The sequence below is a fragment of the Deinococcota bacterium genome (assembly GCA_030858465.1).
Classification (GTDB): domain Bacteria; phylum Deinococcota; class Deinococci; order Deinococcales; family Trueperaceae; genus JALZLY01.
The window spans coordinates 1-20,153 of sequence record JALZLY010000158.1 but is presented as its reverse complement, the minus strand read 5'-3'; the positions used below and the strand labels follow the sequence as shown (position 1 = coordinate 20,153).

General features: G+C 66.1%; 19 protein-coding genes and 2 pseudogenes. 15 read left to right on the top strand and 6 right to left on the bottom strand.

Annotation, left to right across the window (positions count from 1 at the left end; genetic code table 11):
- Window positions 1-70: 70 nt before the first annotated feature.
- Window positions 71-934, bottom strand: coding sequence for a malectin (locus M3498_07740; protein ID MDQ3459173.1), 864 nt, complete (start codon window positions 932-934; stop codon window positions 71-73).
- 271 nt (window positions 935-1,205) lie between these two features.
- Between M3498_07740 and M3498_07735 the strand changes: the two genes are divergently transcribed.
- The 3 genes from M3498_07735 to M3498_07725 all read left to right on the top strand — a co-directional run bounded on the left by M3498_07735 (window position 1,206) and on the right by M3498_07725 (window position 5,161).
- Window positions 1,206-1,763 carry a hypothetical protein gene (locus tag M3498_07735; GenBank protein MDQ3459172.1) on the top strand — a complete coding sequence of 186 codons (558 nt, stop codon included), beginning with the start codon at window positions 1,206-1,208 and terminating at the stop codon, window positions 1,761-1,763.
- A 163-nt stretch (window positions 1,764-1,926) separates the two neighbouring features.
- The gene (locus tag M3498_07730) at window positions 1,927-2,904 is read left to right on the top strand and encodes an SDR family oxidoreductase (GenBank protein MDQ3459171.1); all 978 of its coding nucleotides are present in this window, start codon (window positions 1,927-1,929) and stop codon (window positions 2,902-2,904) included.
- Window positions 2,905-3,271: 367 nt separating this feature from the next.
- The gene (locus M3498_07725; GenBank protein MDQ3459170.1) at window positions 3,272-5,161 is read left to right on the top strand and encodes a polysaccharide biosynthesis protein; all 1,890 of its coding nucleotides are present in this window, start codon (window positions 3,272-3,274) and stop codon (window positions 5,159-5,161) included.
- A 130-nt stretch (window positions 5,162-5,291) separates the two neighbouring features.
- Here the strand turns inward: M3498_07725 and M3498_07720 are convergent, their stop codons facing one another.
- The 5 genes from M3498_07720 to M3498_07700 form a co-directional block, all read right to left on the bottom strand.
- Window positions 5,292-5,576: an AzlD domain-containing protein gene (locus tag M3498_07720; GenBank protein ID MDQ3459169.1), complete on the bottom strand. Its 285-nt coding sequence runs from the start codon at window positions 5,574-5,576 to the stop codon at window positions 5,292-5,294.
- Between the two features lie 23 nt (window positions 5,577-5,599).
- Complete coding sequence (locus M3498_07715) at window positions 5,600-6,304, bottom strand: AzlC family ABC transporter permease (protein MDQ3459168.1); 705 nt, start codon at window positions 6,302-6,304, stop codon at window positions 5,600-5,602.
- The gene (locus tag M3498_07710) at window positions 6,305-6,511 is read right to left on the bottom strand and encodes a hypothetical protein (protein MDQ3459167.1); all 207 of its coding nucleotides are present in this window, start codon (window positions 6,509-6,511) and stop codon (window positions 6,305-6,307) included.
- 87 nt (window positions 6,512-6,598) lie between these two features.
- Complete coding sequence (locus tag M3498_07705; protein MDQ3459166.1) at window positions 6,599-6,838, bottom strand: ribbon-helix-helix protein, CopG family; 240 nt, start codon at window positions 6,836-6,838, stop codon at window positions 6,599-6,601.
- 31 nt (window positions 6,839-6,869) lie between these two features.
- A complete protein-coding gene (locus M3498_07700) occupies window positions 6,870-9,167 on the bottom strand; it encodes a DEAD/DEAH box helicase (GenBank protein MDQ3459165.1) in 2,298 nt (765 codons plus the stop codon).
- Between the two features lie 158 nt (window positions 9,168-9,325).
- Here M3498_07700 and M3498_07695 point away from each other — a divergent pair, with 158 nt between their 5' ends.
- From M3498_07695 to M3498_07640, 12 genes and pseudogenes are all read left to right on the top strand, one after another.
- Window positions 9,326-10,540, top strand: coding sequence for an NAD-dependent epimerase/dehydratase family protein (locus M3498_07695; GenBank protein MDQ3459164.1), 1,215 nt, complete (start codon window positions 9,326-9,328; stop codon window positions 10,538-10,540).
- Between the two features lie 49 nt (window positions 10,541-10,589).
- On the top strand, window positions 10,590-10,787 hold the full coding sequence (locus M3498_07690) for a hypothetical protein (protein ID MDQ3459163.1): 198 nt from the start codon (window positions 10,590-10,592) through the stop codon (window positions 10,785-10,787).
- Window positions 10,784-11,035, top strand: a complete 252-nt coding sequence (locus tag M3498_07685; protein MDQ3459162.1) for a hypothetical protein — start codon at window positions 10,784-10,786, stop codon at window positions 11,033-11,035. The genes M3498_07690 and M3498_07685 overlap by 4 nt, the downstream gene beginning before the upstream one ends.
- Window positions 11,035-12,180: a glycosyltransferase gene (locus M3498_07680; protein MDQ3459161.1), complete on the top strand. Its 1,146-nt coding sequence runs from the start codon at window positions 11,035-11,037 to the stop codon at window positions 12,178-12,180. Before M3498_07685 ends, M3498_07680 begins: the two co-directional genes overlap by 1 nt.
- A 150-nt stretch (window positions 12,181-12,330) precedes the next feature.
- A complete protein-coding gene (locus M3498_07675; GenBank protein MDQ3459160.1) occupies window positions 12,331-13,248 on the top strand; it encodes a GNAT family N-acetyltransferase in 918 nt (305 codons plus the stop codon).
- Between the two features lie 44 nt (window positions 13,249-13,292).
- Window positions 13,293-15,002 carry a CTP synthase gene (locus M3498_07670; GenBank protein MDQ3459159.1) on the top strand — a complete coding sequence of 570 codons (1,710 nt, stop codon included), beginning with the start codon at window positions 13,293-13,295 and terminating at the stop codon, window positions 15,000-15,002.
- A gap of 347 nt (window positions 15,003-15,349) precedes the next feature.
- Complete coding sequence (locus M3498_07665) at window positions 15,350-17,176, top strand: DUF5693 family protein (GenBank protein ID MDQ3459158.1); 1,827 nt, start codon at window positions 15,350-15,352, stop codon at window positions 17,174-17,176.
- A gap of 1 nt (window position 17,177) precedes the next feature.
- Window positions 17,178-18,197 carry a polysaccharide pyruvyl transferase CsaB gene (gene csaB, locus M3498_07660; GenBank protein ID MDQ3459157.1) on the top strand — a complete coding sequence of 340 codons (1,020 nt, stop codon included), beginning with the start codon at window positions 17,178-17,180 and terminating at the stop codon, window positions 18,195-18,197.
- An 80-nt stretch (window positions 18,198-18,277) separates the two neighbouring features.
- A pseudogene (locus M3498_07655) lies at window positions 18,278-18,394 on the top strand (hypothetical protein).
- Window positions 18,395-18,594: 200 nt separating this feature from the next.
- A pseudogene (locus M3498_07650) lies at window positions 18,595-18,621 on the top strand (hypothetical protein).
- A gap of 220 nt (window positions 18,622-18,841) precedes the next feature.
- Complete coding sequence (locus M3498_07645; protein ID MDQ3459156.1) at window positions 18,842-19,009, top strand: tetratricopeptide repeat protein; 168 nt, start codon at window positions 18,842-18,844, stop codon at window positions 19,007-19,009.
- Window positions 19,010-19,198: 189 nt separating this feature from the next.
- On the top strand, window positions 19,199-19,873 hold the full coding sequence (locus tag M3498_07640) for a Crp/Fnr family transcriptional regulator (GenBank protein MDQ3459155.1): 675 nt from the start codon (window positions 19,199-19,201) through the stop codon (window positions 19,871-19,873).
- Window positions 19,874-20,153: the final 280 nt, after the last annotated feature.

Here is a 20,153-nt window from a genome sequence, read left to right as displayed (position 1 = left end):
AGATGGGCGGCCGTAAAAGCCGCCCATCTCGTTGACAACCGTGATTTGACAACCGTGATAACGAAAAAGTCTAGTTGCCGGTACCCATGTCAGTGGGCCCCAGCACCTCGAGGGCCGAGACCAGGGGCCGGTTGACGCTCGCCGTGAAGGTGATGTCGAGGACACCGTCTTCGACCGGCACCTCGAAGGCCTTGACGACGGCGTTCATGGCACCGGTCTCGGCAACGAGGTCGATGCCGGTCAGCTCGACCGCGCCCCCCTCGAAGCTGACGTTGAAGACGCGGTCACCCTCGCCACCACCCGAGCCGCCCCCGGGTGCGCCGAAGTACAGCTCGGCAAAGTGCAGCCGCACTTCGTAGACGCCCGCTGTAGGCACCGGAATGCTGTAACTGAAGCCGTCCAAATTGGCGTCGGCAACCCGGGCATTCAAGTAGATCTCGTCGTTGTCCGTTCCCTCGATCTCGGTCACGACCTCGTTCGAAGTCGTCCTGCCGCCCTCGAAAAACTGGTCCGCCGTCCAGGTCACCCCGCCGGCCACGACCTCCGGGCCGCCCGCGTTGACAGCGAGCGTAAAAGGCTCATCCGCAGGGACGACGCCCTCTTCCACGGGTTCTTCTTCGATGGGCTCTTCTTCAACAGGCTCTTCTTCAACAGGCTCTTCTTCAACAGGTTCTTCTTCCACGGGTTCTTCTTCCACGGGCTCTTCTTCCACAGGTTCTTCTTCGATGGGTGCTTCGTCTAAAGGCTCTTCTGGCGCGGGCTCTCTAGGCGTCAGGTCGGGCACCTCGGGCAAGGTCTCCTCGGTTTCGGTCACGACGGGCGGCGGGGCGGCAGGCTCCTCGGTCGCCGCGGGCGCACAGCCCGCGACGATGAGTCCTAGCACGGCCAAAGTCAAGAGGATGCGCTGCACGGTGGGCATGAGTTGTTGGGGCACGGGCTGATCACTCTCCTTCATGATGATGGCGTCTTGACAGCATAGCGCAAGACATACGGCGTAGTGCAAGACATGAAGCCAACTATAACCAAAATGGCGGCCCGGGTTCACGGTTTTGGTCACGTCTCTACCGCTTGGGCCGGAGCCAGGATAAACTCGGAAGGTGTGGTGGCGCGCGACGTTGGTTTTCCTGGTCTCTTTTCTCCTGATCTCTTTTCTTACGGTAGCGCGGGCCGACCACGGTCCCCGCGCGTCGCAACTGGAGGGCAGCGTGCTCTGCCTCGACGCGGCCAGCGTGAGAAGTGCTGTCGAGCGTGAAGGCGAGGCGCAAGACGAGGTGCTCGAGCGCCGGCTCGAGGCGCGCCTGCTGGCGGAGATGCAGGCGGTGTTCGGCAGCTTGGACCTCGCCTTTGAAACGCACTCCAGTTGCCGCGGCGACCCGGCCTATACCCGGCTTCAGGTGCTGGCGCGTTACCTGGACCCGGAGGCTTATCTGAACTTTCCCGAAGAGAGTTACAGTTACCTGACGATCCTCCAGGTCGGCCCCTTCGAGGAGATCGCCGGACTGGGGCTCGAGGAGGCGGCTCCCGGCGCGCTGCACGTCCTCTTCGGCAGCGCGCTTCACTCCGAGGCGGAGACGGCCGTGAGCATCGGCGACCAGCTCGTCAGCGCCGGCGAGGAGCAGATCCGGGCGCTGGCTCGGGCCTGGTGGGATGACAACGCGGAGAGGTACGCGCGGGCGAGCGGGCGCTCACTCGCGCCCCTCTTCGGCAGCGGGCTGGCGACGGTGCTGGCGCTGGCTTGGCGGATCCTGTCGAGGTGCCGCTAGCGCGTGCACGCCTGCAATCACGCCTGCAATGTGGTAACTTTGTCGAATACCACCCGTCCCTCAGCCAATGGTCGAATGCCTAGCACGGCAACCAGGCGCGCTCGCCGAGGGCAACCGGCACTGGGACGACCTAACTACCGGGACGATCGAACTGGGAGCAGATATGAGCACAAAACGCATTCTCGTAACCGGCGGCGCGGGCTTCTTGGGCTCGTTCTTGTGCGAGCGGCTGCTGGACGAAGGCCACGACGTCTTATGCCTCGACAACTTCTATACCGGCCGCAAGGACAATATCCGCCATCTCTTCGACCATCCCCGCTTCGAGCTGATGCGCCACGACGTGACCTTTCCTCTTTACGTCGAGGTCGACGAGATCTATAACCTGGCCTGTCCGGCCTCGCCCATCCACTACCAGCACGACCCGGTGCAGACCACCAAGACGAGCGTCCACGGCGCCATCAACATGCTGGGGCTGGCCAAGCGGCTGCGCGCCAAGATCCTCCAGGCCTCGACCAGCGAGGTCTACGGCGACCCCGCGGTCCATCCTCAGAGCGAGAGCTACTGGGGTCACGTCAACCCCATCGGCCCGAGAAGCGGTTACGACGAGGGCAAGCGCTGCGCCGAGACGCTCTTCTTCGACTACCACCGCCAGCACAAGCTGCGCGTCAAGGTGGCGCGCATCTTCAACACCTACGGCCCCAGGATGCAGGCCAGCGATGGCCGGGTGGTCTCCAACTTCATCGTGCAGGCGCTCAGGGGCGAAGCCATCACCGTCTACGGCGACGGCAGCCAGACCCGCTCGTTTTGCTACGTCTCCGACCTCATCGACGCGCTCGTCAGGCTGATGAACACGGACGATGCCTTTACCGGCCCCGTCAACACCGGCAACCCCGGCGAGTTCACCATGCTCGAGCTCGCTGAAGCGGTCATCAGACTCACGAACTCGAGCTCTGAAATGATCTTCTTGCCGCTGCCACAAGACGACCCCAGGCAGCGCCGGCCGGACATCACCCTCGCCAAGGAGGCGCTCGGCTGGGAACCCAGGGTGAAGCTCGAGGAGGGCCTCACCAAGACCATCGCCTACTTTGCGCAAACGCTTGCCAAGAGCCGGGAGGGTTCGGCCGAGGCGAGCGAGCGGTAGGCCTCGTGCTTTCATGGATGACCGCCGGCCCAGCGCTTCCGAGGCGAGCAGCAGGCTCAGCAGCAGACTCAAGGGTCCAGCCGTGGGCTGAGCGCATACTCGCAAAAGGGCAAACGCCGACGAGCCTCGGCGTTCTTACAGAGGGACTCGAGGTTTGGAGTTAGGATTCGCTTAATGTTTGCTTAAGCTGCCCCCGCAAGGCTGCGGTAAAGTGACGGTAGCGTGATGGTTTGGTAGCGTGACGTTCGGTAGCGTGATGGTTTCGGTAGTGTGATGGTTTCGGAATGGATTTTTGTGAGCCCCGTATATAATCGCCCCAGGTACGAAACCTTACCGAAGGTGGGACGTCTATGAAGAGCATAACTACATGAAGCGTATGAGGAGACAGACGAGATTCTTCCTCGACATTGCCGCTTGGACCCTGGCGACGCCCCTCGCGTTCTTGATTCGCCATGACGGCGCCGTCCCGGCGGAGAGCCTCTCGGCCATGCTGCTCATCACGGCGGCCCTCGCGGGTTTCAAGCTCCTTGCTCACCTCTACTTCGGCCTTCACAGGCAGACCTGGCACAAGATCGCCTTCCGGGACTTGAGGGCCCTGCTCCAGGCTGTGGCTGCCGTCACCGCCGGCTCCGCCGGCTTGGTCTTTTTTGTCGGGCCCGCGCTCGGGGTGCCCCGCTCGGTTCCGCTGCTCGACGGCCTCATCGCGCTGCTCTTGCTGGTGAGCCTCCGGGCGGCCGCCCGCTACTGGCACGAGAGCAGCGTGAGCCGCGAGCTCAAGACTACCGACAGAAGCCGCGTCTTGATCATAGGCGCGGGTGAGGCCGGCACGCTCATCGCCCGCGAGATGCTCCGTCACCCCAAGACCGGGCTCAAGCCGGTGGGCTTTTTGGACGACGACCCCCGCAAGGTTGGCCAGCGCATCGCGGCCATCCCCATCGTCGGCACCATTGCCGACCTCCAGGAGACGGTCAAGAGATTCCAGGTCGACGAGGTGCTCATCGCCATGCCCTCGGCCGAGGGCAAGCTGATCCGCAACATCGTGGCGCAGGCCGCGGCCGCCAAGGTCCCGTCGCGGACCATTCCCGGCATCTACGAGGTCTTGAGCGGCCAGGTGAGCGTCAACCGCATCCGCGACGTCAGGATCGAAGACCTCCTGCACCGCCAGCCCATCAAACTGGACACCGCCGCCATCTCGTCTTACATCGAGGGCAAGACGGTGATGATCACGGGTGCGGGCGGCTCGATAGGCTCCGAGCTGGTGCGGCAGATCTGCCGCTTCAACCCGAGCGCCCTGATCCTCTTCGGCCACGGCGAGAACTCAATCTACCAGCTCGAGCGCGAGTTAGACCGCAACTGGCCGGAGGTGCCTTACCACTCGGTGATCGGCGCCATCCAGAACAAGATCCGCCTCGACTACGTGTTCAGGCGCTACCAGCCCGAGGTCATCTTCCACGCCGCCGCCCACAAGCACGTGCCGCTGATGGAAGGCAACCCCGAGGAGGCGGTCTTCAACAACATCATCGGCTCCATGAACCTGATCAAGCTGGCCCTGCAGTACGGCATTTCGCACTTCGTCAACATCTCGACCGACAAGGCGGTCAATCCTACCTCGGTGATGGGCGCGTCCAAGCGGGTGGTGGAGTACCTGGTGCAGAGCGCCTCGAACAAGGCCAGGAGCAACCAGGTCTTCGTGTCGGTGCGCTTCGGCAACGTCTTGGGCAGCCGCGGCAGCGTGATTCCCGTCTTCAAAAAGCAGATCATCGCCGGCGGCCCGGTGACGGTCACCCACCCCGACATGGTGCGCTTCTTCATGACCATCCCCGAGGCGACCCAGCTCGTCTTGCAGGCAGCCGGCCAGGGCCGAAACGGCGAGGTCTACATCCTCGAGATGGGCGAGCCCGTCAAGATCCTAAACCTCGCGCATGACCTCATCCGCCTCTCGGGCCTAGAGCCCGAGGTGGACATCCCCATCAAGTTCACCGGCATGCGCCCCGGCGAAAAGCTCTTCGAGGAGCTGATGACCGCCGAGGAGAAGGACCAGGCCACCGCTCACGAGCAGATCCTCGTCTCCAAGCCGCTCGAGTTCGACGAGACCATTCTAGACGAGGTCATCACCGAGCTCACCAAGGCGGCCCTAAAGTCCGACGGCGAGGCGGTCAGGAGCATCCTCACCGACTTTATCGACGGCTGCAACTTCTACTACCCGCCCCAGGCGCCCGGCGCAGAGCTCGAAAAGCAAACCAGCAAGGCCTCCTAGAGCGTTTTACCGCATGATTGAGGTTCCTCGATCATGCGGGCGAGCAGAGCGAGTAAAAATGGATGTCCTTCGTTGAAGCCTCAGTCATTTCGGCAACCGCTGTAAACGCGCCCCAAACCCAAACGTGCTCCTAAAACCGCTGCAAGGCCCATAGCGCCAGCATACCCACGATGATGGTGGCGAGCATGCTCTTGCTGCGCCAGGCCACCAGGGCGGCGATGAGGCCGGCCAGGAGACGCTCGTTGCCGAGCGACAGCTCGAGCACGCCCTCCCGGTAAACAAAGGCCGGCGCCACCAGGGCGGGCAGGACCGCCGCGGGCACGAAGCGCAGGGCGCGGGCCAGGCCGTCCGGCACCCTAGCCTTGCCGAACAGCTCCAAAAACGACAGGCGCAGCAAGAAGGTGAGCACGCCCATCAAGAGAACGATGAGCCAGAACCTCACCGCCGCGCCTCGAGGACGAGGCCGACTGCCACACCCGTCACCGCCGCCAGGATGAGCCCCAGGTTGTAGGGCAGGTTCGCCGCGGCCACCGCCACCGCCGCCGCGCTCACGGCCGCCGCCGCAGTGGGCCGGTCCTGAACGGCCGGAAAGGTCAGGGCGAGAAAGGTGAGGGGAATGGCGAAGCCCAAGGACAGACTCGCCGGCAACTGGGCGCCCACGAGAACGCCCGCCAGCGTCGCGGCTTGCCACACCAACCAGAGCGGCAGCGATACGCCAAGATAGAACCAGCGCCGCCTGACCCCGGTATCTTCGGTAAAGCGTGTCACCGACAGGGCAAAAGCCTGGTCGGTCAACAGGTAGGCCAGAGAGAAGCGCCAGGGCCGCTCGAGCCGCTTGAGGTGCGGCGCCAGGGCGGCGCTGTACATCACGAAGCGGAGGTTGATGACCAGCGTGGTCAGCAGGATTACCGCCGCCGAGGCACCCGCGCCCAGGAGCTGCACCGCCGCCAGTTGCGCCGAGCCCGCGAAGACCAAGACCGACATGCCCAGGGCTTCCACAGCGTTCAGGCCGATCTCCACGGCCGCCACCCCGGAAATGAGCCCGAAGGGAATGATGCCGAGCACCAGGGGTGAGGTGGCCCTGACCCCCGCCCAAAGGGCGCTTCTGGCATCCAAGCCTAGCGGAGCCGCGACGCGCGCCACCTAGAGCCGCCTGAGCACGGCGACGATGTGCGTGCCGCCGTCCAAAACGCCGGGCTCGAGGACGTGCATGCCGGGCGTCACGAAGCGCGCCAGGTAGTGCTTGTGAAGCCAGCCGCTCACCCGGTCGGGCGGCCTAGCCTCGTGCCGCTCCCACTCGCGCACGCCGTAGGCGTCGAAAGGGCGGCGGATGTGCTCGGCGTCGTCCACGCGCTCACTCTAACAAGCGGTTAAGCTGAGGGGTGAGCTTTTTGAACCTCGATGAGGACGTTGGTATCCAGCCCGAGATAGCTGCGCTCAGTCACGCTCGGCAAATACTTCCTCGTAGAGCTCGGCACGCTCCGGCAACGCCGTGACGGCGCGATGGCCGACCAAGACGGGCAGGTCACTCAACGGCGTTCTCACCTCCAACTTCGCCTGGCGGTAGAACGTCATCGCCTCACGAATGAGCTGGGCTATCGGTCTGTTTTCATCTCGAGCCGCACGCCGAAACGCCTCATAATCCGCCTCCGATACGGTTAGCGATACCGTCTTCATAGCAGATACGATAGCACGGTCATGAACATCGCTAGGCCCGAAGCTTTGGGAGCGCAGTCTGCTCGAGCCGCGCTAGGAGCGCCTCCGCCAGCATCAGCGCCGCCTCCTTGTCCAAATACTGGTTGCCGTTGCCGCACTTGGGCGAGAGGACGCAGCGGGGGCAGCCGTCCTGACAGGGGCAGTCGCGCAACAGGTCTCGAGCCGCTAGAAGCCAGTCGCCGAAGGCCGAGGCGCCCGCCCGGCTGTAGCCGACGCCGCCGGGCGAGCCGTCGTAGATAAACACCGTCGGCTCGCCCGTAGCCGGGTACATGGGATAAGACACCCCACCCACGTCGGCCCGCTCGCAGAGCACGAAGACCGGTAAGAGGCTGATGAGCGTGTGCTCGAGCGCGTGAATCGCCGCGGGCAGGAGGCTCGGATGCACCGCCCCCGCCACCGCGGTCACGGCAAACCACAGCGCCTGGGTGGGGTAGGACAGCTCGGGCAGCTCGAGCGGCGTCTCGTCCAAAACCGCCTCGCTAAAGTAGCGCTTGCGCACATAGGAGAGCACGTCGGTCGTCACCCGCACCCGGCCGACATGGACGCCGTAACGTACCGCCTCCCTCTCCAGAATCTCGATGTCGGTGACCGAGCGCGCCTGGGTGTAGTAGTCGCTCAGGTGCGGCAAGAGCACGGCGACGCCCGCGTCCAGGTCCAGGTTGCGCACGAGGTAGGTCTCGCCCTGGTGCAAAAAGACCGCGCCGGGGTGCAGCTCGCGCAGGGCGGCCGCCAGGTCGCTCTCGCCCAGGCGCTTGCCGAAGCCGTCTCTCAGCACGACACGCCTGCCGCCCAAGCCGCGCAGGCTCAGCCGGGCGTGGGGGTAGGGGCCGACGTAGGCGAGCCTCTCTCCTCTGCGGGTGAGCGGCGGCACCGCCTCGCCCCTCGCCGCTCGAGCGCGGTTGGCCTCGCCGAGCAGGTCCTCGTCCAACGCCAGTGGCTTTTCATAGGCCGCGCAGGCCAGGTGCAGGGGGTGGAGTTCGCTGTTGAAGGGGTCGGCGACGGCGCCCTCGGCCCGGCCCTCGGTGACGAGGTCGGGGTGGTTCAAATAGTACTCGTCCAAGGGGTCGTTGCCGGGGATGAGCAGGGTGAGGGCGCGCCGGCCGCCGCGGCCCGCCCGGCCCGCGCGCTGCCACAAGGCGGTCATCGAGCCGGGGTAGCCGACCATCGCCACCGCGTCCACCCCGCCTACGTCCACGCCCAGCTCGAGCGCGCTGGTGGCGGTAAGGACGCGGATGTCGCCGCGCTTGAAGGCCGCCTCGATGCGCCGCCGGTCCTCGGCGTCGTAGCCCGCGCGGTAGCTCGACAGCATCGCCGCCTCGTCCTCTGAAAGCTGGCCCGCCGCGTAGCGCCTGAGCAGTTCGGCGGACTTGCGCGAGTTGCAGAAGAAGATGCTCTTGAGTCCGGCCTTGACGAAGCGCGCCGCTAGGTCCGCTGCCTCGGTGTTGGGGCTGCGCCGCCGTACGCTCTTCCCGTCGCCGGGCAGGTCGGGTGGCCGCCAGAAGAGGAACTCGCGGTCGGCGCGCGGGCCGTAGTCCTCGGTGACGGCGCCGAAGGGAAGCCCGGTCAGGTTGGCCGCGTGCTCCGCCGGGTTGCCGATGGTGGCGCTGGCGGCGATGACCTGCGGCGCGGCGCCGTAGTGCCGGGCGAGGCGCAACAGGCGCCGCAAGATATTGGCCGCGTGCGTACCCATCACCCCGCGGTAGTAGTGGAGTTCGTCCACGACGATAAAGCTGAGCACGCCCAGAAAGCGCGCCCAAGCCGCATGGTGCGGCAGGATGCCGTAGTGGAGCATGTCGGGGTTGGAGAGAAGGCAGCGTGCTCCCGCGCGGACGCCCCGGCGGCGAGAGGAGGCGGTGTCGCCGTCGTAGGAGGCGACGAGGCCGTCCAGCGCAAACTCAGCGGCCAGCGCGGCGAGCTTCTCGAGCTGGTCGTGGGCGAGCGCCTTGGTCGGGAAGAGGTAGAGGACGGTGCCGCCCGTGTCCAAGGTATGCAAGGTCGGGATTTGGTAGGCGAGCGACTTGCCCGAGGCCGTCGGCGTCGCCACCACCAGGTTTTCGCCCGCCTCGGCTCGGACGAGCGCCTCGGCCTGGTGGCGGTAGGGGACGATGCCAAGGCGCCCCAAGTAGGGCGCGTACACACCCTCATAGCGCGGCCTCTGTCCTTGGGGCCGTCCCGGCAGAAAGGCGTAGGCGCGGATCTGCCCCCGGTAGTCCTCGCGCGACTTTAGCCACTCGTGGTAGGAGGCGGCGCCGGCTAGCGCCGGGGGCAGGTTGGGGACGGTGACGGCCACGGCTCAGCCTACCGTAGCCACCGCGCGCGGATACGACCGGGGGCCACCCCGGCGGAGACGGAGCTTCCCGAAACCGTTTGCTAGACTTGGCCCATACGGCGCTCGAGGTCGCGGTCATCGCGACGCTCATGGCGGGGCTCGAGGCCTCTGGAGGCAATATGAAGGTAATGATCTTAGGCGGCGACGGCTTTTGCGGCTGGCCGACCTCGCTGCACCTGTCCAACTTGGGCCATGAGGTCGTCATCGTCGACAACCTCAGCAGGCGCAACATCGACAACGAGTTGGGGGCCGAGTCGCTCACCCCCATCGCGCCGATGGGCACGCGGCTGGCGGCCTGGCGGGAGGTCTCGGGCAAGGCGATACGCTTCGTCAATCTCGACGTCGCCCAGAACTACGACGGCCTCTTGCACCTTATCCAGGAGGAGGAGCCGGGCGCCGTCGTCCACTTCGCCGAGCAGCGCGCCGCGCCCTACTCGATGAAGTCGCCCAGGCACAAGCGTTATACCGTCGACAACAACCTAAACGCCACCCACAACACCCTTTGCGCCATCGTCGAGTCGGGGCAGGACATCCACCTCGTCCACCTGGGCACGATGGGCGTTTACGGCTACGGCAGCGCGGGCATGAAGATCCCCGAAGGTTACCTGGACATCGAGGTCATGACCGAAAGCGGCGAGCGCGCCCATCAGCAGATCCTCTATCCCGCCAATCCCGGCAGCGTCTACCACATGACCAAGACCCAGGACCAGCTCTTTTTCGCCTACTACAACAAGAACGACGGCGTGCGCATAACCGACTTGCACCAGGGCATCGTCTGGGGCACCAACAGCGCCGAGACCAAGCTCGACGAGCGCCTCATCAACCGCTTCGACTACGACGGCGACTACGGCACCGTCTTGAACAGATTTCTCATGCAAGCGGCCATCGGCTACCCCCTCACCGTCCACGGCACCGGCGGTCAGACGCGCGCCTTTATCCACATCCAGGACACGGTGCGCTGCATCGAGCTGGCGCTTGAAAACCCGCCTCAGAAAAACGAGCGCGTCAAGATTTTCAACCAGATGGTCGAGACGCACCGCATCCGCGACCTTGCCAAGATGGTCTCGGAGATGACCGGCGTGGAGGTGGCCCATCTCGAGAACCCCCGCAAGGAAGCCGCCGAAAACGACCTCCACGTAAGAAACGACTTTTTTCTCAAGCTCGGCCTAAAGCCCATCACCTTAAACCAAGGCTTGATGCAAGAAGTTACCGACGTAGCGAGGCGCTACGCCCACCGCTGCGACATCAGCAAAATCCCCTCCACCTCACTCTGGACGAGGGAGCAGAGGGAAGCGTCGGCGCGGCTCGAGCAGTCCCTGGAGACAGTCGTTTAATAGCTTTGGACATAATGCCCGACAATACCAGGGCACTGCAACCGATCCTATGGGAAAGAACAAAAGTCTACGCAAAAAAATACAGGGTGAACTCGAGGTCATCGACAGACATTTCAAGCTCATTGCGGAGGAGCTCGAGAAGACCTATCCCGACCAGCGCGCGATCGCCAAGTGGGAAAAGGATGTTCGAAACCACTTCAACACCCTCGATAAGCTGCGCGCCAAACTTCCTGGAGGCAAACGATGAAGCAAGCCGTAGACAACCTCCCCGACCTCGAGCACCACAAAGCGTGGCTGCTCGACCATCTCGCCGGCAACGCCAAAATGTATCTCGACATGCTGTCGAAGCTAAAGAGCCTCGACCCGGCGAGCGACGAGTACGCTACACTGGAAGGTAAACTCTATGCCCAAACCGTACAGGTTGGATTGGATGCCAACGACGTAGTGGCGACGATGGACGAGATTACCGACAGGCTGACCGATGACGATACCTAATGCGCATCGCCTACTTCACCGAGACCTTCCTGCCCAAAATAGACGGCATCGTCACCCGGCTGACGCGCACGCTCGAGCACTTGGCTGACCTCGGCCACGAGGCGCTCGTCTTCGCGCCGCACAAGCCTCCCGCGAGCTACGCCGGCCACAAGGTGGTGGCGGTGCCCAGTATCGCCTTCAAACCCTGGTATCCCGAGCTGATGCTGGGCATGCCCCGGCCTAGATTGGGCCGCGAGCTCGACAAGTTCAAGCCCGATCTCGTCCACATCGTCAATCCGGTCATCTTGGGGCTCTGGGGCACGGCGATTACCAAGCAGCGCAACCTGCCGCTGTTGTCGAGCTACCACACCGATATCACTCAGTACGCCACCCACCTCAACCTGCACATCCTCAGGCCCATCTCGAGGAGCTTTTTGCGCGACGTGCACAACCAGGCCCACGTCAACCTCTGTACCAGCCAGCCGATGGTCAACTCGGCGCGCGGCCTGGGCATCAAGCGGGTGCGACTCTGGCCCAAGGCCGTGGACACCGAAACCTATCACCCCTCGATGGCGTCAGCGGAGATGCGCGCGCGCCTGAGCGGCGGCAATCCCGAGCGGCCGCTCTTCGTCTACATCGGCCGCTTGAGCCATGAAAAGCGCCTCGACTGGCTCTACGCCCCCGTCACCCAACTGGACGGCGTCCGTCTGGCCTTGGTGGGTTCGGGTCCGGCCGAGGCGCACCTGCGAGAGCGCTTCAAGGACACCAACACCGTCTTTACCGGCTACCTGAGCGGCCGGGAGCTCGCCCAGGCCTACGCCAGCGCCGACGTCTTCGCCTTTCCCTCGGACACCGAAACGCTGGGCTTCGGCGCGATGGAGGCGTTCGCCTCGGGCGTGCCCGTCGTCGGCGCCCGCGCGGGCGGCCTGCCCGACGTTATTCGCCACGGCCACAACGGCCTCATGTTCACGCCCGGCGACCTGGGCGAGCTGAGCGAGCACCTTCGCGCGCTGCTCTTCAACCGGGCGCTGCGCGACGCGTTCGGGAGGCAGGGCCGCCGCGATATGGAGCCCTGGGGCTGGCGCGCCGCTACCCTAAGGCTGCTCGAGTACTACCATCTCGCCCGCACCATCCAGCGCCGCTACGACCCGCCGAGCGCCTACTGAGCCCAAAGGGGTTCGCTACCCTGACGCCGCTAGTCTTGTCCGGCGTTCAGGTCCTCCGACCAGAGCAGCGCACAACCCAGCCGAGCGTGTACCAGAAGGCGCGATGCAGCCTCGCCCCGATGCGCTGGAGATGCGTTAGAATGGTGAACGATGAACGTCCGCTCCCTCACCGACCATGACCTCCCCGGCCTCTTGGAGTTGCTCAGGCGGCAAGACGACGAGCCAGAGCACCGCGCCATGTCGCCCGAGGGGCGCAGCGAGGAGGAGCTCGAGCTCGAGCTCAGCTCGACCGATCCCTTCAACGAGATCCTGCCGCTGGTCATGGCAGAAGGCGGCCGGGTGCTGGCCTACGTGAGCCTCTGCCGCTATGAGGGCGAGACCTTTTTGGAAGGACCTCTGATGGTGCCCGAGCTCGCGCCCGAAGCTGTCACGCCTCTCTTGGAGCGCGTCGTCGCCGAGGCGCGGATTCGCGAGCTCGATTTTCTCGAGGCCTTTATCGAAGACCGCAACGAGCGTGCGCAGGCGGCACTGGCGCTGGTCGGCTTCGCGCCCTTTCGGACCACCTACATCTACGAGATGGCGCGCGGGGAGGAGCCCAAGGTCGCCGAAAGCCCGGACGCGCGCTTCGAGTGGCCCGGTGACGTAGACACGGCCCTCTACCGCGAGCTCTACCGGGAGACGAACGACGCCTGGGCCTCGCGCCTGGGCTGGACCGACGAGGAGCTCGAGGCGAGGTTCCGGGACCCCCGAGTGCAGCTCATGATCGCCTATCAGGAGGGCAAGGCGATCGGGCACGTGGAGCTCGAGTTTTTGGAGGACGGCGTCGCCGAGATTGCCTACTTCGGCGTCTTGCCGGCTGCCCGCGGCCATGGCCTCGGCCGGGCGCTCCTCAGCCACGGGCTACAACGCGCCTTTGCCAACGACGAGGTCGAGCTGGTTCTGGCTCGCGCCCACGACGACGAGCGCCCGGCCTGCCACGCCATCGAGCAGGTCGGCTTCAGACTGGCGCACGGCGTGATCGCCCACACCCTCGAGCTCGACCCCTCGCCCCAGTCCGGGGATTCATAAATCCCACCGGCCCGGAGTGCTAGCATGGTGTCCCGGAGGCGAGTATGAAGCCGAAGTACATCTTTATCACGGGCGGCGTGGTGAGCAGCCTCGGCAAGGGCATCGCGACGTCCAGCATCGGCACCCTGCTCCGGACGCGGGGCTACAAGGTCACCGCCGTCAAGATAGACCCCTACATCAACGTGGACGCGGGCACGATGCGACCCTACGAGCACGGCGAGGTCTTCGTGACGAGTGACGGCGCCGAGACCGATTTGGATATCGGCACCTATGAGCGGTTTTTGGACATCGACCTCTCCCGGGTCAACAACCTGACCACCGGCCAGGTCTACTTGTCGGTGATCGAAAAGGAGCGGCGCGGTGAGTACCTGTCGCAGACCGTGCAGGTGATCCCCCACCTTACCGACGAGATCAAGAACCGGCTGCGCGAGGCGGCCGGGGCGGCCGGGGCGGAACTCGTCTTGGTCGAGGTGGGCGGCACGGTCGGCGACATCGAGTCCTTGCCCTTTTTGGAAGCCATCCGGCAGATGCGCTTCGGGGAAGGGCGCGATAACACCCTCTACCTGCACGTCACGCTGCTGCCCTACCTGGGCAGCTCTTCGGAGTTCAAGACCAAACCCACCCAGCACTCGGTGGCGACCTTGCGCGGCGTCGGCATCCAGCCCGACGGGGTCATCTTGCGCTCGAAGAGCCCGGTGCCCGACGCTATTCGCGACAAGATCGCGCTCTTTACCAACGTCGAGGCCCAAGACGTCTTCAACTCCTACGACACCGACGTGGTCTACGCCGTGCCGGAAATCCTGGAGCAGCAGGGCATCGGCCGCTTTATCGAGAAGCGGCTGGGCCTGGAAAAGGTTCTACCCGAGCTGAGGGCCTGGCAGGACGCCGTCAAGACCTTGCGCCAGCCCGCCAAAGAGGTGATCATCGGCGTCGTCGGCAAGTACGTGGCCATGCCCGACGCCTACCTCAGCCTGATGGAGGCGCTCAAGCACGCGGGCATCGCCAACGACGCCGGCGTCACGCTGAAGTGGGTGAACGCCGAGGACCTCTACGTCGACAATCCGGGCGAAGACGACCTGGGGGCGCTGAGAGGGCTCGACGGCATCTTGGTGCCCGGCGGCTTCGGCATCCGCGGCATCGAGGGCAAGGTGCGCGCCGCCCGCTACGCCCGCGAGCATGGCGTTCCCTACCTGGGCATCTGTCTGGGCATGCAGGTCGCCGTCATCGAGTATGCCAGAAACGTGGCCGGACTGGGCGGCGCCAACTCGACCGAGTTCGATCCCTACACCGCCCACCCGGTCATCGACCTCATGCCCGAGCAGTTGGAGCGCGCCGACATGGGCGGCACCATGCGCCTCGGCAACTGGCCGATGGAGATCGCCCCGGGCACCTTGCTCGAGGCCGTCTACGAGCTGCCGCCGCAGCTTGGCGGGGTCACCAACGAGCGCCACCGCCACCGCTATGAGGTCAACCCGCGCTACGTCGAGAGGCTGAGGGGCGCGGGCCTGCGCATCTCGGGAATCACCCCCGGCACGAACGGCCGCGGCGAGGGACTGGTCGAGGCGGTCGAACTGAGCGGCCACCCCTTCTTCTTGGGCCTGCAGTCGCACCCGGAGTTCAGCTCGAGGCTGATGCGGCCGAGCCCGCCCTTCGTGGGCTTTATCCGCGCGGCCGTGGCAGAAGGCCAGCGGCGTCTCCTCGCCGACGCCGACCCCTACAGGGAGCGCCCGATCAACGCCGAGCGCCTCGTCTGAGGCGGCAGTCCAGCTATGAGCCGGAGCATCCCTTGGCGGCCGTGACGCCGAGAGCGACAGCGCCGGCTACCGCCAGACGGTCAAGCCCACGCACGACCTCTTCGCCCAGCCCCCGAAACGCGCCGATCCTGCCAAAGCGCAAGAAGCGGCTGCTCATCGCCGCCTTGCCGGCCTGGGTAAGGCTTGCGAAAGACAAGGTCGGAAGAAAACCTCGTAGTACCCGCACTTGCAGGCCCACTAGGCCGGTCTTACCCGCTCCGCAGGGCACTTAGTGACCCCAAGCACTAGCGGGGCCTAGTGGCCCTACACTCTGACTCCCTGCTCTCGACTGCTGTATTCTTGAGGGGATGACTAGACGCACGCTCAAGACTGCCTTGTGGCTCATCGTCCTGGCCAGTCTCATCCCCGGCCTCATCCTGGCGTTTGCGCGCATGCGGGCCGAAGGCGGCGAGCGCACCGTCACCCTGCTCATGGACGAGCAGGCGCTGCTCGAGCAGGCGCTCTACTACGGGCTGACGCCCTTCGAGCTGGGCGAACGCTACCGGACGTTCGGCCTAAACGGCGTCGCGCTCTACGAGGAGAGCCTGGACACGCTGGCGCAAAAGGGCAGAGTCGTCCTGCTGACGCCCGCCGAGGCGCAGACGCTGGCGCTGGCCGCGGGCGCGGACATCCCCCCGAACAGCACCCTGGTGACGGAGCTCGAGCCCGGCGCCCTCGCCTTCGCCTTAGCCAAGAACACGCCCCCGGCCCAGCGGCTGACCCTGGACGGGCGGACTTGGTACGCGTTTTCCGGCGCGAGCGACCTGCGCCCCGCCGGGCCCGACCTAGCGGCCATCGCCCGCTGGCACGAGGCGGGCTGGGATCTCGCCTACCGCCCCTTAAACTTTCCCGGCCTGGTCGGTGCCGGCGCGGACTTTCCGGCCGAAGCGCGCTACCTCGTCCACCAGGGCCTCGAGGTCGCCGGCCATCCGGGCGCCCTGGCGGAGACGGCCGCGGCCTCTGGAAGCTACCTCACGGGCATGATCGAGGGCACCCTCCAGTACGGCATGTCGCGGCTGAGCGCCGAGGTGCCCACCGCGCGCCTCTTCGGCATCGGCCAGGACTGGCAGAACATCTTGAAGCCCCGCGAGGTCGCCGGCAAGTACCTGCTCGCCGCCGGCGAGCGCGGCGCCACCCTGCTCTACCTGCGCCCCTACACCCAGGAGCGCGTGGGCGATATGGTCGAGAACACCGAGGTCCTGATCGCGGCGCTGGTGGCGGGGCTGCAACAAGAGGGCTTCGGCATCGGTCCGGTGGGCGTGCTGGACTACCGGACGGTGCCGCTCTTGCGCCTCCTCAGCGCCGCCGGCGTCTTAGCGGGCCTGGGCCTGCTGGCGCTCATGTACCCCGGCCTCTGGGGTCCGGCAGTGGCAGCGGGCGTCTTGGCCCTGGGCGTCCTGGCGGGCGGCCCTAGCTGGAGCGCGCTGGCACTCGTCGCGGCCTTGGTCTTTCCCGTGATCGGTTACGGCCTGCTGCCCGAGAGGCTGACCACGCTGGGGCTCGCCACCCTGGTCAGCCTCTCGGGCGCGGTCTTGCTGGCGGCAGTCGGCAGCGACCGGGAGGCGCTGCTGGGAATCACGCCCTTCGCCGGGGTGGCGGCGACGCTGGTGGTGCCGCCCGCGCTCTTTCTCTTTCACTACGCCTTGCGCTACCGCCGCCCCGTCCACTGGCTCACCGACTTCTGGCGCCATCCCATCCGCCTGGGCGACGCGCTGCTCGTCCTCGGCTGTGTGGCGGCGCTCGCCTTGGTGGTGATCCGCCGCGGCAACTTTCCCATCGTCGGCGCGAGTGGGCTCGAGCTGATGGTGAGGACCTGGCTCTCGGAGTGGTTCGTGCGGCCGCGCTTCAAGGAACTGGTGGGACACCCGCTGGCGCTGCTCGGCCTCGGCAACGAGGGCTGGCCGGCGCCGCTGCGGGCGCTCCTGCTCACGGGCGGCGTCATCGCCCAGGCGAGCATCCTGAACTCGTTTAGCCACTACCACACCCCGCTGCTGATCTCGCTGGCGCGCACGCTGATTGCCCTCACTATCGGGCTCACCGTCGGCCTGGTCCTGCTTCCTCTCGCCCGCGTCGCCGCCTCGAGCGGCAAACGCTGGCTCAGGAGCGCCAACGACGGCCGCCTGGAGCGCGTTTAGCTTGGCGCGCGTCTTGCTGAGTGGCTACTACGGTTTCGGCAACCTGGGCGACGAGGCCTTGCTGAGCGGACTCCTGCACGGCCTGCGCGCGAGGGGACACCAGGTCACGGTCTTGTCGGCCGATCCGGCGGGGACGTGGGCGCTGCACGGCGTCGCCGCCGTTCACCGGGTGAGGGGGGTGCTGCTTGCGCTGCTCAGACACGACGCGCTCGTCTCGGGCGGCGGCGGCCTTCTCCAGGACAAGACGAGCGCGCGCAGCCTGCGCTACTACCTGGGCCTCATTTCGCTGGCCCAAAGGCTCGGCAAGCGGGCGGTCGTCTACGGGCAGTCCGTCGGTCCGCTGAGCCCCGTGGGCAGGGTGGCCGTGGCGAGGGCGCTGCGGCGCGTGCCGGTGGCGGTGCGCGACGAGACCTCGAGGCGGGTCTTGAGAGCGCTCGACATCGACGCGGCGCTCGCCGCCGACGCCGCGCTCCTGCTCGAGGCCTCTCCCAGGGAGCCTCAGGCGGACGCGCCCCTCCTGCTGGTGCCGCGGGGGGGGTATCCCGAGATCACCGAGGGCCTCATCTACCTGGGCCAGGCGCTGGTGAGCCGTGGTCAGAGGGTGGCTGCCCTGGCTATCCACGAGGCTGAGGACGGGCCCTGTGTGGACGCGATGCGAAGAGAACTCCCCTCCTTGCGGGTCCTGGCGGCAGCGAGCCCGGCCGAGGCGCTGGCGCAGGTGGCCGGCGCGCGCTACGTCGTCTCCGGCAGGCTGCACGGCCTCATCCTGGCGGCGGTGGCTCACTTGGGGTTCAGCGGCCTCGTCTATGATCCCAAGGTGGCGGCCTTTTTGCAGGAGGCGGGCAGACCCGCGCACGCGCTGCCGCTCGATCACGCGCGGCTCGTCGCGGACGTGCTGGACCCGAGGCCGCTCGAGCTGGACAAGCTGGCCGTTCTCAAGGGCCGCGCCGAGGCCGGTCTGGACTGGCTGGACGGTGCCCTGGGGGGTGGCGCGAAAAAAGGCCAGAGAGGCCGAGGATGAGCCGCCCTGGCCGTCTCGCGGCGCTGGCGCTGGTGATGGCAGGTCTGCTGGCCTACGCGCAGCCGGAGAACTTTGAGGCGATGCGGGCGCTCCTCGACGAGGGCCGCTACGCGCTGGCCGTCCAGGTCGAGGGACCGCGCCTGGTGACGGCCTTTCCCGAGGAGGCCGAGGCCTACTACCTCTACAGCCGGGCGCTCTACCTCGTCGGCGACCTCGTGGAGGCCGGGGTGCAGCTCGAGGAGGCCATCGCGCGCGACGGCGGCGAGCCGCGCTACCGCTGGCTGGAGGCGCTGCTCGAGGCCGACGGCGGGCGCCCTCAGGCGGCACAGGAAAGGCTCGAGAGGCTCTTCAGCGCGGCACCCTCCTACGCCTTGGCGATGGACTGGGGCCGCGTCGCCTGGCAGGCCGGGGACTTCGACAGCGCCATCCGCGCCTTTACGGAGGCCCAAGCGCGCGAAGGGGGCCGCTATCAGCCCTGGCCCTACTTGAACCACGCCCGCCTGCTCGGTTACCAGGGACGCTTCGAAGAGGCCATCGACGTCTTGCAGACCGCCATCGACGTCATCGTCGCGGCAGAGGACACCGCAGAGGACACCGCAGAGAACGCGGCAGAGAACGCGGCGCCCCGGAACGACGAGGCCGCGGTGCCGCATCCGGCCTATGTCGAGGCCTTCTACCTCCTCGGCGAGGCCTACGAGGCCTTGGGCCAGCGCGAGGACGCGAGGGCGAACTATTACGCCGCGCTCTCGGCCGACCCCATCCACCAGCCCTCGAGAATCGCCCTCAACCGCCTCGAGGACGAGGGGCCCTAAGCCCGCAAAGCCCTCCAGCGCGCGCAACTCTCAACCTAATCAAATCCTTAAGGAGAACTCGGAATTATTTGTATTTTATGAGACGAGGCTATGCTATAGTCTAGTGTAACAGACCAAGTAGTCTGTTCATCTTCACCCCCCTTGTTGCGGCCACGCCGCAGCATGTTCCGCCTAAAAAGGAGGCCTCACATGCTAAGCATTCCTCAAGCCAGCCCGCAGGCGTGCATCCCCCCCGAGGTCGTGCCCAGCACGCTCGCCCACCCCACCCGCACCCTGCAGCCCAACGATGTGCTCTACGAAGCCGGCCGCGAAGCCAGCTCGCTCTACATCGTCAACTACGGCGTCTTAAAGGCCATCGTGCCGACCTCGCTCGGCCGTGACCGCATCGCCGACCTCTACGGCCCCGGCGACATCCTGGGCACCGCAGCGCTCGACGGCGCCAACCACGCCGAGACGGTCATCGCCGTCCACGACGCCTGCCTCACCCCCATCGACCCGCAGCAGGCCTTGAGCGACCGCAAGCTGCGCGACTTTATCGTGCAGGGCCTGGCGCGCCAACTGCGCCGCAGCCGCGAGGCCATCGACGACGCCGAGCTGCCCGTCGGCGCCCGCGTCACCCGCGCCTTCTTGCGCCTGAGCCAGCGCTTCGGCCAGGGCGCCGACGAGGGCCAAGGCATCAAGCTGCCGCTCGCCCTCACCCATGAGGACCTCGCCTCGCTGACCGGTTCCTCGCGCGTCACCATCACCCGGATTCTGGGCGAGCTGCGCGGCGAAGGCGCCCTCTCGGGCACCCGCGGCGTCTACCTGGCCAATGTAAAAGGTCTCGAGGCAGCCACCGACAACTACGTCATGCAGGCCATCTGAGCGACGCGGCTTACCACCTTACTCGAGGGCGGGATTTATCCCGCCTTTTTCTTTGTCCCTTAGGACTTTGTGAACAGTGGCTCCTGACAAGTCACCACCCTATAATCAGGCGCATAATCAGGCGAAAATCGCCGATTGATCAGGTGTAAGCCATGAGGTAATTACTCAACCCCCTTGCAATCCACAGTCCATACGTGAATAGTAGTGCTATGACCTCGTTGCCCGAGAAGTTGCCTCCCCTGGAAGGACTGTCCCACCAGGAGAAAGACGCACTGATTCA